At 62.2% G+C, this 12,582-nt stretch carries 10 protein-coding genes; 8 read left to right on the top strand and 2 right to left on the bottom strand.

Going from position 1 to position 12,582, the window contains the following annotated elements:
• Positions 1-20: 20 nt before the first annotated feature.
• Positions 21-950 carry a response regulator transcription factor gene (locus IVB40_RS34085; protein ID WP_247463879.1) on the bottom strand — a complete coding sequence of 310 codons (930 nt, stop codon included), beginning with the start codon at positions 948-950 and terminating at the stop codon, positions 21-23.
• Positions 934-4,305 carry an ATP-binding protein gene (locus IVB40_RS34080; RefSeq protein ID WP_247357533.1) on the bottom strand — a complete coding sequence of 1,124 codons (3,372 nt, stop codon included), beginning with the start codon at positions 4,303-4,305 and terminating at the stop codon, positions 934-936. The genes IVB40_RS34085 and IVB40_RS34080 overlap by 17 nt, the downstream gene beginning before the upstream one ends.
• Before the next feature lie 173 nt (positions 4,306-4,478).
• Between IVB40_RS34080 and urtA the strand changes: the two genes are divergently transcribed.
• From urtA to IVB40_RS34040, 8 genes are all read left to right on the top strand, one after another.
• Positions 4,479-5,738 (top strand): urea ABC transporter substrate-binding protein, encoded by a 1,260-nt coding sequence (gene urtA, locus IVB40_RS34075; RefSeq protein ID WP_018455941.1) that lies wholly within the window; start codon positions 4,479-4,481, stop codon positions 5,736-5,738.
• A 148-nt stretch (positions 5,739-5,886) separates the two neighbouring features.
• Positions 5,887-6,813 carry an urea ABC transporter permease subunit UrtB gene (urtB, locus tag IVB40_RS34070; RefSeq protein ID WP_247817629.1) on the top strand — a complete coding sequence of 309 codons (927 nt, stop codon included), beginning with the start codon at positions 5,887-5,889 and terminating at the stop codon, positions 6,811-6,813.
• Between the two features lie 17 nt (positions 6,814-6,830).
• Complete coding sequence (gene urtC / locus IVB40_RS34065; RefSeq protein WP_027565999.1) at positions 6,831-7,970, top strand: urea ABC transporter permease subunit UrtC; 1,140 nt, start codon at positions 6,831-6,833, stop codon at positions 7,968-7,970.
• Positions 7,971-8,034: 64 nt separating this feature from the next.
• A complete protein-coding gene (gene urtD, locus IVB40_RS34060) occupies positions 8,035-8,790 on the top strand; it encodes an urea ABC transporter ATP-binding protein UrtD (protein WP_027565998.1) in 756 nt (251 codons plus the stop codon).
• A gap of 11 nt (positions 8,791-8,801) precedes the next feature.
• Positions 8,802-9,491, top strand: a complete 690-nt coding sequence (gene urtE, locus IVB40_RS34055; protein ID WP_247817628.1) for an urea ABC transporter ATP-binding subunit UrtE — start codon at positions 8,802-8,804, stop codon at positions 9,489-9,491.
• 27 nt (positions 9,492-9,518) lie between these two features.
• Positions 9,519-10,748, top strand: a complete 1,230-nt coding sequence (gene fmdA / locus IVB40_RS34050) for a formamidase (RefSeq protein ID WP_247817627.1) — start codon at positions 9,519-9,521, stop codon at positions 10,746-10,748.
• 90 nt (positions 10,749-10,838) lie between these two features.
• Complete coding sequence (locus IVB40_RS34045; protein ID WP_247817626.1) at positions 10,839-11,201, top strand: zinc ribbon domain-containing protein; 363 nt, start codon at positions 10,839-10,841, stop codon at positions 11,199-11,201.
• 39 nt (positions 11,202-11,240) lie between these two features.
• Positions 11,241-12,281, top strand: coding sequence for an aliphatic amidase (locus IVB40_RS34040; protein WP_247817625.1), 1,041 nt, complete (start codon positions 11,241-11,243; stop codon positions 12,279-12,281).
• Positions 12,282-12,582 lie beyond the last annotated feature (301 nt).

The following is a 12,582-nucleotide window of genomic DNA, read 5'->3' as shown; positions in this document are numbered from 1 at the left end:
CCAATTCGTTCGCAGCAAAACTACGAATTCCTTCTTGTCGCATTCGTCGCAATCGCCGCAGCCGCCGTCCGGTTCTCGACGCCGAGCTTGGAGTAGATCTGCTCGAGATGCTTGTCGACCGTGCGCGGGCTCAAGCCCAAAATCTGCGCGATGTCGCGGTTGGTCTTGCCCTTGCTGAGCCAGGCCAGCACCTCGCCTTCGCGGGTGGTGAGGCCAAGCTCGCTGGTGAATTCGGGTGGCGGCGCGGTGCCGGACTCCCGGGAGAGTCGCAGCAGGAACTCGTTCGGCGCGGTCTCGCCCATGTAGTACAGGCGGAGCTGAGGACTGTCGGGCAAGGAAGCCGCCTGAGACTTCGAGCTGCCCTTGCCCTTCGCCTGCTCCAGCCATTGCAGCAATGGTACCGGCAGGACGAAGTCGTCCTCGGCCTGCGCGCCGTGGTGGTCTGCCAGCAGCTTCTGCGCCTGCGGGGTCGCCCACAACAATTTGCCCTGGCGGTTGACCGCGAACAAGAATCGGCCGGAGACGTCGAGCGCGGCGCGCGCGCTCTGCGTCATCCGCGCGTTGCCGAGATGAACGCGGATGCGCGCCAGCATCTCCTCGATCACGATCGGCTTGGTCACGTAGTCGACGCCGCCGGCCTCCAGCCCGCGCACGATGTGCTCGGTCTCGGCGAGCCCCGTCATGAAGATCACCGGGACATTGGCAAGGCCCGCATCACGCTTGAGGCGGCGGCAGGTCTCGAACCCGTCCATGCCCGGCATCACCGCGTCGAGCAGCACGATGTCAGGCGTGATCTGGTCGACGATGCGCATCGCGGCTGCGCCGTCGAGCGCCACCATCACCGTCATCCCTGCGCTGTCGAGCGCGTCGGTAAGCAGCCGCAGCGTCTCCGGGGAGTCGTCGACAACGAGCGCGACGTCGCGCTTTTTCGACTCAGTGCTCATACGCATGCAACGTCTTCAATGTGGCCATGTACTGGTCGAGATCGAAGCGGTCGATCAGCGACCGCATTTCCGCGACGAAGTCGGCATGTTCAGGGTGCTCGCTGCCGATCTCGTCCAGCTTCAACTGGATAGCCTTGACGTAGCCGATCTGACCGAGCCCGATCAGCGCCTCGATGTGTTGTACCGGCGGTCGCGAGCCGCTCTCCGGCCGCCACAGCGGCACGGCGATCTCCTCCGAGCCGTATTGCCATTCGACCTTGAGAAGCTGGCGGATGCTTTCCAAAAGCCTGGGAATGTCGATCGGCTTCATCAGATAGCCATCGTGGAAAGGCTGTGCCAGCGGTGTGCCGTGGGCCTCGAGCGCGCTGGCAGACACCATCAGGATGCGCGCCTGATGGTGGCCGTTGGCGCGTAGCGTCTCCGCGACCGTCCAGCCGTCCATGCCCGGCATGGAGATGTCGAGCAGGAACAGATCGGGCCGGCAGTGTTGGGCCAGCGCCAGGCAGCCGGGGCCGTCGGGCGCGCTGAGCAGGATGAAGCCGAGTGGTGTCAACACCTCGCGCAGGAGGTCGCGATGCACGGGATCGTCGTCGGTGATGAGGATGGTCTTGCGCGCGCCGTGATAGCCTGAGATTGGGGCCTCCACCGGCGCAATACGCTGCGGATTGGTGACTTCCGAGAGCAGCATCTTGACCTTGAACGTGCTGCCGCTGCCGACCGTGCTCGAGACCTTGATGTCGCCGCCCATGACGCCGGCGAGCAGCCGGCTGATGGTCAGGCCCAGCCCGGTGCCGGTCTGCGGCTGCGAGACACCGAGCGCACCGCGTTCAAAGGGTGCGAAGATGCGTTCGAGATCGTCGCCCTGGATGCCGGGGCCGGTGTCGATCACCTCGAATTCCGCGACCGGGCTGCGATAGTGCACCACGAACTGCACGCTGCCGGCCTGGGTGAATTTGATCGCGTTGGACAGCAGATTGATCAGCACCTGGCGCAGCCGCTTCTCGTCGGCATAGACCACGACCGGCAAATGCGCCGGCCGCCTGAACACGAAGTCGATGCTCTTGGCAGCGGCTTGAAGGCGGAACATGCCGACGAGCTGGTCGAGGAACTCGGTCAGGCGCACCTCGTCGCGCGACAGGTACAGCCGCCCCGCCTCGATCTTGGAGATGTCCAGAATGCCGTCGATCAGGCCGGAGAGGTGATCGGCGCTGCGGCGGACGACGCGGACCTGGTCGCGCGGCTTGGTGTTGAGCGTGGTGTCCTGCTCCAGGAGTTGGGCATAGCCGCTGATAGCATTCAGCGGCGAGCGCAGCTCGTGGCTCAGGCCCACCACGTAGCGGCTCTTGGCGAGGTTGGCGGATTCGGCGATTTCCTTGGCGCGCTGGAGCTCGGCGTCGGTGCGCTTGTGCGCGTCGATCTCCTGGATCAGCAGCGTGGTCTGGCGCCGGGTCTCGGCCTCGGCGGCCCGTCGGCTCTGCTGCGCCAGCACGAACAGCCAGGCGACCACGCCGATGATGATGCTGAGCGAGAAGAACACCTTCCAGAGCACGTTGGAGACGAGCATGTTCTCGCCGGGCACGCTGACCGAGGTCTGGAGGTAGATCAGCCCTAGTACCAGCGCGACGAGGCCCGCGGAGACCACGAACACACCGATGTAATGGCCGAACTGCGAGTTGATCCGCTGATAGATCGCCTGCGGCAAGATCCTGGCGAGCGCGTCGGCGAACTGCACCTGCGCGCGCGCATGCGGTTTGCACAAATCGTGGCAGCGCGCGTCGAGCGAGCAGCATAGCGAGCAGATCGGGCCGGCATAGGCAGGACAGGAGGTCATGTCCTCCGGCTCGAAATGGTGCTCGCAGATACAGCACTGGATCGATTCGATATTGGCCCAGCTCCTCTTCGGCTTGCGCGCGATGTAGTATTTTCCGTCGGTGAGCCAGGCAATGACGGGCGCGGTGACGAAGGCGACCGTCAGTGCGACGAAGGCCGCGAGCGCTTTCATGGTCGAGCCGAACAGGCCGTAGAATGCCGCGATCGAGACGATGGTCGCGATCGTCATCGCGCCGACGCCGACCGGGTTGATATCGTAGAGATGGGCGCGCTTGAACTCCATCTGCGGTGGGCGCAGGCCGAGCGGCTTGTTGACCACGAGATCGGACACCAGCGCGCCAACCCAGGCGATCGCGACATTGGAGTAGAGCGCGAGCGTCTGCTCCAGCGCCTTGTAGACGCCGATCTCCATCAGCAGCAACGCCACCATCACGTTGAACACCAGCCAGACGACCCGGCCCGGATGGCTATGCGTCAGACGCGAGAAGAAGTTCGACCAGGCGATCGAGCCTGCATAGGCGTTGGTGACGTTGATCTTGAGCTGCGACAGGATCACGAACGCGCCGGTGAGTGCCAAGGCCATGTCCGGCTGCGACAGCACGTAGCGAAACGCTTCGAGATACATGTGCGCAGGCTCGGCCGCCAGCTCGCTGGAGAGGCCGTGGCTCAGCGCGAAGAAGGCGAGAAACGAGCCCAGCAGCAGTTTCAGCGCGCCGAAGATGATCCAGCCGGGGCCGGCGATCAGAAGGGCGGCCCACCACGACGTTCGCGACGTGCGGCGGTCGCGTGGCAGAAACCTGAGGAAATCGACCTGCTCGCCGATCTGGGCCACCAGCGAAAACACCACGGAGGATGCGACACCAAACAGCAGCAGATCGAAATGTCCGCTGGGGTCGCCGTGCTCGCCGGCGAATTTGCGCCACTCCGTGAACGAGTAAGGGTTGGCCCAGGCGATCGCCGCGAAGGGCAGGATGTGCAGGATGATCCAGATCGGCTGCGTCCAGAGCTGGAAGCGGCTGATCAGCGTGATGCCGTAGGTGACAAGCGGGATGATCGCGACCGCGCTGATGAGGTACCCGATCGGGCGCGGAATGCCGAAGCACATCTCGAGCGCGGTCGCCAGGATTACCGCTTCGATGGCGAAGAAGATGAAGGTGAAGGAGGCGTAGATCAGCGAGGTGACGGTCGAGCCGATATAGCCAAAGCCGGCGCCGCGGGTAAGCAGGTCAATGTCGATGCCGCATTTGGCGGCATAATAGGCAATCGGGACGCCGCAGCAGAAGATGATGGTGGAGACGACGAGGATCGCGGCGGTGGCGTTGGTAACGCCGTAGTTCAGGGTGATGGTGCCGCCGATCGCCTCCAGCGCGAGAAAGGAGATGGCGCCCAGTGCAGTGTTGGCGACGCGGGCGGCGGACCACCGGCGCGCGCTCTTGGCGGTGAAGCGCAGCGCGTAGTCTTCCAGCGTCTGGTTGGCGACCCATTGGTTGTACTGGCGCCTGACGCGATCTATTCGCTGCCGCCCTGCCACTTCAGCCCCACTCCTACTCCCGAACGCGCCGGACCCCTCGCAAAACCCGTACCAAAAGCCTACGTCGTCATTTTGCGGTGCAGTATACGCGATCTTGCGTATGCTTGCAGTGCACAAATTCGAGCCATCCTCACGGCACCAATCGCGTGTCCTCGAACAACAGTGGGGTGCTCATGTCAGACGAAGCGAACAAGGGCCTGTTATCGCCGCTCCGGCGCAAATTATTGATGGGAATGGCGGCCGTGCCGGCCATCACCATGCTGCCGCGAGCATCTTTTGCGCAGGCCCCGGCGACCTCGGCGGTCAATACCACGGGCCTCGCGGTCACCGACACCGAGGTGACGGTCGGCATCCTGCATTCGGCGACCGGCACCATGGCGATCTCCGAGACCGGCTCGATCGAGGCCGAAAAGCTCGCCATCGAGCAGATCAATGCCATGGGCGGCGTGCTCGGGCGCAAAATCAAGTTCATCCAGGAAGACGGCGCCAGCGACTGGCCGACCTTTGCCGAAAAGGCCAAGAAATTGCTGGTCAACGACAAGGTCGCGGCGATCATGGGCTGCTGGACCTCGGCGTCCCGAAAGGCCGTGCTGCCCGTCATGGAGCAGTACAACGGCATGCTCTACTACCCGACCTTCTACGAAGGTCTCGAGCAGTCCAAGAACGTGATCTATACCGGCCAGGAAGCCACTCAGCAGATCCTCGCCGGCCTGAACTGGATCGCCAAGGAGAAGGGTGCGAAGTCGTTCTTCTTCATCGGCTCTGACTACATCTGGCCGCGCACCTCGAACAAGATCGCGCGCAAGCATGTCGAGAACGTGCTGAAGGGCAAGGTCGTCGGCGAAGAGTATTATCCGCTCGGCAACACCCAGTTCAATTCGGTCATCAACAAGATCAAGCTGACCAAGCCAGACGTGATCTTCACCGACGTGGTCGGCGGTTCGAACGTCGCGTTCTACAAGCAGCTCAAGGCGGCCGGTATTGATCTCTCCAAGCAGGCGCTGCTGACGATCTCGGTGACGGAAGACGAGATCGATGGCATCGGCGGCGAGAACATCGCGGGTGCCTATGCCTGCATGAAGTACTTCCAGTCGCTCGACAATCCGAACAACAAGACCTTCGTCCCGGCGTTCAAGAAAATGTGGGGCGAGAAGACCGTGATCGGAGACGTCACCCAGGCTGCCTATCTCGGCCCGTGGCTGTGGAAGTTGACGGTGGAGAAGGCGGGCTCCTTCGACATCGACAAGATCGCGGCGGCATCGCCAGGCATCGAGTTCAAGGGCGCTCCGGAAGGCTATGTGCGCATCCACGAAAATCATCACCTCTGGTCGAAGACCCGGGTGGGACGCGCCAAGCTCGATGGCCAGTTCGAACTGATCTACGAGACCGCTGATCTGGTCGAGCCGGATCCGTTCCCCAAGGGCTACCAGTAAGACGAGAGCTATCAGTCAGTCACGGCGTTCGTCGCCGTTTCCCTTTCAGACAAAACCTCTCCCTGGCGTGGACCGCAAATCCACGCCCAAGACCCCCGCGTCGCGAGCAGGTTCGCGACGCGGGACCCTTTCCCGACGGAGGACATCGATGTTCGGCGACTACTCGCTTGGTGACCTTGGCTCCATCTTCGTCATGCAGGGCTTTGCAGGACTGATCCTGTTCTCCGTCTACGTCCTGATGGCGCTGGGACTTGCGATCATCTTCGGCCAGATGGGCGTCATCAACATGGCCCATGGCGAGTTCATGATCCTCGGGGCCTACGTCACCTGGATGACCTCGAGCTTCTTCCAATCCTATTTGCCGAGTCTGTTCAGCGGCTACTTCTTCCTCGCGATGATCCTGGCCTTTGTCGCATCCGGTGCGTTGGGGATGGTGGTGGAATGGGTGCTGATACGGCACCTCTACAAGCGCCCGCTCGACACGCTGCTTGCGACCTGGGGCCTCAGCCTGATCCTGCAACAGGCCTATCGCTCCGTGTTCGGCGCGCGCGAGGTCGGCGTCGAGCTGCCGCAATGGATGCTTGGCTCGCTGCACGTGACCGACAGCATCGAAGTGCCGATCAACGGCGTCTTCGTGATGTGCCTCACCGTCCTGATCACCGTGGGCGTCGCCTACGTAATGTACAAATCGCGCTGGGGCCGGCAGGTGCGCGCCGTCGTGCAGAACCGCATCATGGCCGGAGCCGTCGGCATCAACACCGAAAAGGTGGATCGCTACACTTTCGGCCTCGGCTGCGGCATTGCCGGTGTCGCCGGGAGCGCCTTCACGATGATCGGCTCGACTGGGCCGACCTCCGGACAGCTCTACATCGTCGATACGTTCCTCGTGGTCGTGTTCGGGGGCGCGGCAAGCCTGCTCGGCACCATCGCATCGGCCTTCTCGATCTCGCAGACCCAATCGACCCTCGAGTTCTTCCTGTCGGGCTCGATGGCCAAGGTGCTGACGCTGCTTGCCGTTGTCGGAATCCTGATGCTGCGGCCGCAGGGTCTCTTCGCCCTCAAGGTCCGCAAATAACAAGAAGCAGGCAAGTCATGGTCATCAACTCACGCTTCTTCAATCGATCCGAGCTCATGGGCTTCCTCGTGCTCGCCGCTGTGCTGTTCGTGATCCTGCCGCTCTCGCTGGATGTGTTCCGTCTCAACCTTGTCGCGAAATATCTGACCTACGCCTTCGTCGCGCTCGGTCTGGTGCTGTGCTGGGGTTACGGCGGCATTCTCAGTCTGGGGCAGGGCGTGTTCTTCGGCCTCGGCGGCTATTGCATGGCGATGTTCCTCAAGCTGGAGGCCTCCAGCGTCGAGAATACCAAGATCCAGTCGACGCCAGGCATCCCGGACTTTATGGACTGGAATCAGATCACGTCACTGCCGCTGTTCTGGCAGCCGTTTCACAGTCTCGCCTTCACCATCCTCGCCATCATCCTGGTCCCCGGCATCTTCGCGCTGATCATCGGCACTGCGATGTTCAAGCGCCGCGTCGGCGGCACCTACTTTGCCATCATCACCCAGGCGGTGGCGGCCATCCTCACCATCCTGATCGTGGGCCAGCAGGGTTACACCGGCGGGATCAACGGCATGACCGACCTGCGCACCCTCAAGGGATGGGACATCCGGCCCGACCACGCCAAGGTCATCCTGTACTTCGTCGAAGTGGTGCTGCTGTTCGCCTGCATCGGCATCGCGCAGTTCATCCGCCTGACCAAGCTCGGCCGCATCCTGGTGGCTATGCGCGAACAGGAAGACCGCGTCCGCTTCTCCGGCTACAGCGTCGCCAACTTCAAGATCTTTGCGTTCTGTATGGCCGCGGTTTTCGCCGCGATCGGCGGGGCCATGTTCGCGCTCAATGTCGGTTTCATGTCGCCGTCCTTTGTCGGCATCGTGCCGTCGATCGAGATGGTGATCTACACCGCGGTCGGCGGACGGATGTCGATCTTTGGCGCGATATGGGGGGCCATTCTGGTGAACTTCGCCAAGACCAGCCTGTCGGAATCCTTTCCGCAACTCTGGCTGTTTGGTCTCGGCGCGCTGTTCATCGCGGTCGTGCTCGCTTTCCCGAACGGTCTGTCGGGGCTCTGGGCCGACTATGTGCAGCCGCGCATCGACCGCCTGTTCGCCTCGCGCAAGAAGCCGGGCTGGACCGACAATTCGGTTGCCGACGGCGCACCCGCAGAGTGAGGAGACCATCATGCTCGTCGGTCATCACGATGCCGATGCCAAGCTGGCAGTGAGGAGATAGATCATGCTCGTCGGTCATCAGCCGAAGGAATTCCTGCTCGCGGTCTCCGGACTGACGGTTTCCTTCGACGGCTTCAAGGCGGTCAACGATCTCTCGTTTTATATTGAGGAGAACGAGATCCGCGTCATCATCGGCCCCAATGGGGCCGGCAAGACCACGGTGCTCGACCTGATCTGCGGCAAGACCAAGGCGACCGAAGGCTCGATCCAGTTTCGCGGTACCGAGCTGACCAAGCTGAAGGAGAACGAGATCGTCAAGGCCGGCGTCGGCCGCAAGTTCCAGACGCCGTCGGTGTTCGAAGACCTCACCGTGTTCGAAAATCTCGAGATCTCGTTTCCGCGCGGCCGCACCGTATTCGGCTCACTCACTTTCCAGCGTGACCAGCCGGTGAGGTCACGCGTCGGAGAGGTCGCCGAGATGATTTTCCTCAAGGACAAGCTCAACACCTATGCCTCCGAGCTCAGTCATGGCCAGAAGCAATGGCTCGAAATCGGCATGCTGCTGATCCAGGATCCGGACCTGCTGATGCTCGACGAGCCCGTCGCCGGGATGAGCGTGTCCGAACGCGCCAAGACCGCCGAGCTGCTCAACCGCATCATCAAAAACCGCTCGGTGCTCGTCATCGAGCACGACATGAAGTTCGTCGAGGACATCGCGCACAAGGTCACCGTGCTTCACCAGGGCCAGATCCTCTCGGAAGGGACCATGGAGAAGGTGAAGAACGATCCCAAGGTCGTCGAAGTTTACCTCGGTCACTAAGGAGCGCGACGATGCTGGCTATTTCTGATCTTCACGTCGCCTACGGTCAGAGCGAGGTGCTGCACGGGCTCAACGTCAAGGTCGCGCCCAACGAGATCGTGGCGATCATGGGCCGCAACGGCATGGGCAAGACCACGCTGATGAAATCGCTGATGGGCATCCTGCCGGCGAAGAGCGGCTCGGTGACCATGGAGGGCGCCGAGCTCGGTGCCTTGCCGAGCTACGCGCGCGTCGCCAAGGGCCTCGCCTATGTACCGCAGGGCCGCATGATCTTCTCCACCATGACGGTGAAGGAGAACATCGAGACCGGCCTCGTGGTCTCCGGCGGAACCGAGGTGCCCGGCGACATCTACGAACTGTTTCCGGTGCTGCTGGAGATGAAGGACCGCCGTGGCGGCAATCTCTCCGGCGGCCAGCAGCAGCAGCTCGCGATCGCTCGCGCGCTGGCGACCAAGCCAAAAGTGCTGCTGCTGGACGAGCCGACCGAAGGTATCCAGCCGTCGATCATCAAGGAGATGGCGCGCACGCTCAAGCGCATCCGCGACGAGAAGGGGCTTTCGATCGTCGTGTCCGAGCAGGTCCTGAGCTTCGCGCTCGATATCGCCGACCGTGTGCTGGTGATCGAGAACGGCGAGATCGTCCGTGACGATCCGCGCGACGCCGTCGATGCCGCGCAGGTCTCGAAATATCTGTCCGTCTAACCAACCGTGTAAAAGGGGAGCATCTCGATGCCAGAGACACTGATCAAGGTCGATCTCACCAAGTCGGCCTATGAAAATGACATGGTGCATAACCGCTGGCACCCCGACATTCCGATCGTAGCCTGGGTCAATCCCGGCGACGATTTCATCATCGAGACTTACGACTGGACCGGCGGCTTCATCAAGAACAACGATTCCGCCGACGATGTGCGCGACATCGATCTGTCGATCGTGCACTTCCTGTCCGGACCGATCGGCGTCAAGGGCGCGGAGCCCGGCGATCTGCTCGTCGTCGACCTGCTCGACGTCGGCCCGATGAAGGAGAGCATGTGGGGTTTCAACGGCTTCTTCTCCAAGCAGAACGGCGGCGGCTTCCTCACCGACCATTTCCCGCTGGCGCAGAAGTCGATCTGGGACATCAAGGGCCTCTACACCTCGTCGCGGCATATTCCGGGCGTCAACTTCGCCGGCCTGATCCATCCCGGCTTGATCGGCTGTCTGCCCGATCCGAAGATGCTGGACACCTGGAACAAGCGCGAGGCCGAGCTGATCGCGACCAACCCGACCCGCGTGCCTGGACTGGCGAACCCGCCATTCGCGCCGACCGCTCATGGCGGTCGCGCCAAGGGTGACGTCAAGGACAAGATCGGCGCTGAAGGCGCACGTACCGTGCCGCCGCGTGAGCATGGCGGAAATTGCGACATCAAGGACCTCTCGCGCGGCTCGAAGATCTACTTCCCGGTCTACATGCAGGGTGCCGGTCTCTCGATGGGCGATCTGCACTTCAGCCAGGGGGACGGCGAGATCACCTTCTGCGGCGCGATCGAGATGGCTGGTTGGCTGCATCTGAAGGTCGAGGTGATCAAGGACGGCATGGCGAAGTACGGCGTCAAGAATCCGATTTTCAAGCCGTCGCCGATCACCCCGAACTACAAGGACTATCTGATCTTCGAAGGCATCTCGGTCGACGAGGCCGGCAAGCAGCACTATCTCGATGTTACCATTGCCTATCGCCAGGCCTGCCTGAATGCGATCGAATATCTGAAGAAGTTCGGCTACTCCGGCGCCCAGGCTTATTCGATCCTCGGCACCGCACCGGTTCAGGGCCACATCTCCGGTGTGGTCGACGTGCCCAACGCCTGCGCCACATTATGGCTGCCGACGGAAATCTTCGATTTCGATGTGATGCCGTCCTCGGCAGGACCTATCAAGCACATCAAGGGCGATATCCAGATGCCGATCTCGCCGGACAAGTAATCCCTGCGCGACGGGATGCGGGACGGCGTATCTGCCGTCCCGCATCCGCCGCGACAGTTCTCTCACAGACAACAGCGTAGGGATGATGCGATGCCGGTCTATGAATATCTCTGTGACGATTGCGGTTCGTTCAAGGATATGCGGCCGATGGCCGAATGCGACGATCCGCAGGTCTGTCCGCAATGTGAAATCATGGCGCCGCGCGTCATTCTGACCGCCCCGAACTTCTTCTGCATGCCGTCGGAGACGCGCACGGCTCACGCAGTCAACGAGCGCAGCACGCACGCGCCGCAGACGCTCGCGCAATACAAGGCGTCGCATGGCCCAGGGTGCGGCTGCTGCTCCACGGGAAAAAACTCGTCGGACAAGAAAAAGCCGGCGCGGCTGGTGACCATGACCAGGAGCGGTGCCAAGGGCTTTCCGACCGCGCGGCCCTGGATGATCAGTCACTGATTCACGCAACAATATCAAACACAGTAGAGGAGCAATTCAATGCTTCACGGTGACATCTCCAGCAGCAACGACACTGTCGGCGTCGCGGTGGTCAACTACAAGATGCCCCGCCTGCACACCAAGGCCGAGGTGCTCGACAACGCCCGCAAGATCGCCGACATGGTGGTGGGCATGAAGGTCGGCCTTCCCGGCATGGATCTGGTAATCTTCCCGGAATACTCCACCCAGGGCATCATGTACGACTCCAAGGAGATGTACGAGACCGCTTGCGCGGTGCCCGGTGAAGAGACCGCGATTTTTGCGGAGGCCTGCCGCAAGGCCAAGGTGTGGGGCGTGTTCTCGCTCACGGGCGAACGCCACGAAGAGCATCCGCACAAGGCGCCCTACAACACCTTGATCCTGATGAACGACAAGGGTGAGATCGTACAGAAGTACCGCAAGATCATGCCGTGGGTGCCGATCGAGGGCTGGTATCCCGGCAATTGCACCTATGTCTCCGACGGCCCGAAGGGGATGAAGGTCAGCCTGATCATCTGCGACGACGGCAATTTCCCGGAGATCTGGCGCGACTGCGCCATGAAAGGGGCCGAGTTGATCGTACGCTGCCAGGGCTACATGTATCCGGCCAAGGAGCAGCAGATCCTGATTTCAAAGGCGATGGCGTGGGCCAACAACGTCTATGTCGCGGTCGCCAACGCTGCCGGCTTCGACGGGGTTTATTCCTACTTCGGTCACTCCGCGATCATCGGCTTCGACGGCCGCACCCTCGGCGAGTGCGGCGAGGAGGACTACGGCATCCAATATGCCCAGTTGTCGAAGCATCTGATCCGCGATGCGCGCCGCAACGGCCAGTCGCAGAACCATCTCTACAAGCTGGTCCATCGCGGTTACACCGGCATGATCAATTCCGGCGAAAGCCCGCGGGGCGTCGCGGCCTGCCCCTATGATTTCTACAAGAACTGGATTGCCGATCCCGAGGGCACAAGGGACATGGTCGAGGCGATGACGCGCGCGACGCCCGGGACCGCCGAATGCCCGATCGACGGCATCCCGAATGAAGCGGCGCCCACCAATTACTGAGCCGTTGCCCAAACCAGTGTGTGAAGGCGTGCCGCTCGCTTCCATTGGGACGCGACGCCGCCCCAGATGATCAGTCATTGATGTGAACGACGGTCAATACTGCGACCGAACCGCACACGCACACGTCGTGGATCGACCAAGCTGCGCCGGAAAAGCGTGCCTCTGGTGCAACATGGTCAGCTGAATCAGTCCGGTTTTGCTGCCCCCCAGCGATTCCACCGATTCCGTAGTTCCACGGAGGGGCCCGGCGGCCTAGTTTGCCGGCGGCGCCGCTGGGGAGCGCTGGACTGAGGGCATCAAA

The organism is Bradyrhizobium sp. 40 (genome assembly GCF_023100925.1).
In the GTDB taxonomy this organism is placed as follows: Bacteria; Pseudomonadota; Alphaproteobacteria; order Rhizobiales; family Xanthobacteraceae; genus Bradyrhizobium.
Note: the sequence above shows the minus strand (reverse complement) of the source record. Positions and strands in the feature narration are given on the sequence as shown.

Bases quoted from the DNA above. Each gene is read 5' to 3' on its own strand.
- IVB40_RS34085 (WP_247463879.1), bottom strand. From the start codon at position 950: ATGCGTATGAGCACTGAGTCGAAAAAGCGCGACGTCGCGCTCGTTGTC.
- urtA (WP_018455941.1), top strand. From the start codon at position 4,479: ATGTCAGACGAAGCGAACAAGGGCCTGTTATCGCCGCTCCGGCGCAAA.
- urtB (WP_247817629.1), top strand. From the start codon at position 5,887: ATGTTCGGCGACTACTCGCTTGGTGACCTTGGCTCCATCTTCGTCATG.
- urtC (WP_027565999.1), top strand. From the start codon at position 6,831: ATGGTCATCAACTCACGCTTCTTCAATCGATCCGAGCTCATGGGCTTC.
- urtD (WP_027565998.1), top strand. From the start codon at position 8,035: ATGCTCGTCGGTCATCAGCCGAAGGAATTCCTGCTCGCGGTCTCCGGA.
- urtE (WP_247817628.1), top strand. From the start codon at position 8,802: ATGCTGGCTATTTCTGATCTTCACGTCGCCTACGGTCAGAGCGAGGTG.
- fmdA (WP_247817627.1), top strand. From the start codon at position 9,519: ATGCCAGAGACACTGATCAAGGTCGATCTCACCAAGTCGGCCTATGAA.
- IVB40_RS34045 (WP_247817626.1), top strand. From the start codon at position 10,839: ATGCCGGTCTATGAATATCTCTGTGACGATTGCGGTTCGTTCAAGGAT.
- IVB40_RS34040 (WP_247817625.1), top strand. From the start codon at position 11,241: ATGCTTCACGGTGACATCTCCAGCAGCAACGACACTGTCGGCGTCGCG.